Annotated in this window: 1 protein-coding gene and 1 pseudogene; both read right to left on the reverse strand. The window is 41.4% G+C overall.

What is annotated here, in order from left to right; all coding sequences use genetic code 11:
* Positions 1-314: pseudogene (locus ACFINL_RS09880) on the reverse strand (hypothetical protein); the annotation flags it as partial.
* On the reverse strand, positions 314-558 hold a 245-nt coding region (locus ACFINL_RS09885; RefSeq protein WP_375651508.1), incomplete at its 5' end, for a hypothetical protein. The gene ACFINL_RS09885 and the pseudogene ACFINL_RS09880, both read right to left, overlap by 1 nt.

Consider the following 558-nt stretch of genomic DNA (forward strand, 5'->3'; position numbering starts at 1 on the left):
GTTTCAACTGTGTTGTTGAGATTGGGATTAGCGTAGAAAACCTCCTCAACTTCCCATGCTAATTGGTCAACAAAACGCGCTCCATCTTCACATGTCGCATAACATTCAACATCTAGCGTTAAAACACGCCGTCTTAAGCCAAAATCATGTCCATCTTCAATTGTTTCACTTTGTGTTGAGATATTAATAGCTGGCATTGCTTCAATAAATAAATTGAAGTCACGCATATTGAAAACATTGTCACCAGCTGCCGTCTTTGCTGCTTTGATCAACGCAACAAATGTTTCTCTTATCGTCTCGCGGGGATGTTTCATTATTTCTGTTCTCGCAAGATAAGCTTATACATACCGGATTCAGAGGCTTGGACATCTGTAACAGTGAAGTGTTCTTGAGAAGAGGGGGCTTTGTTATTTTCAGGTGAGATGATCACAATACTATCTTGAGGTTTTGGTGGTATTCCCCCGATGTCATTGATACAAAGATCAAGTTCCTTTCTTGGAATTGTGGTGGGGATTCTGCCACCGGCGTCCGATTCCGAATGTTTAATGCCGTAAATCG

This window comes from Bartonella sp. AA78NXGY, from assembly GCF_042197005.1.
Taxonomy (GTDB): domain Bacteria; phylum Pseudomonadota; class Alphaproteobacteria; order Rhizobiales; family Rhizobiaceae; genus Bartonella.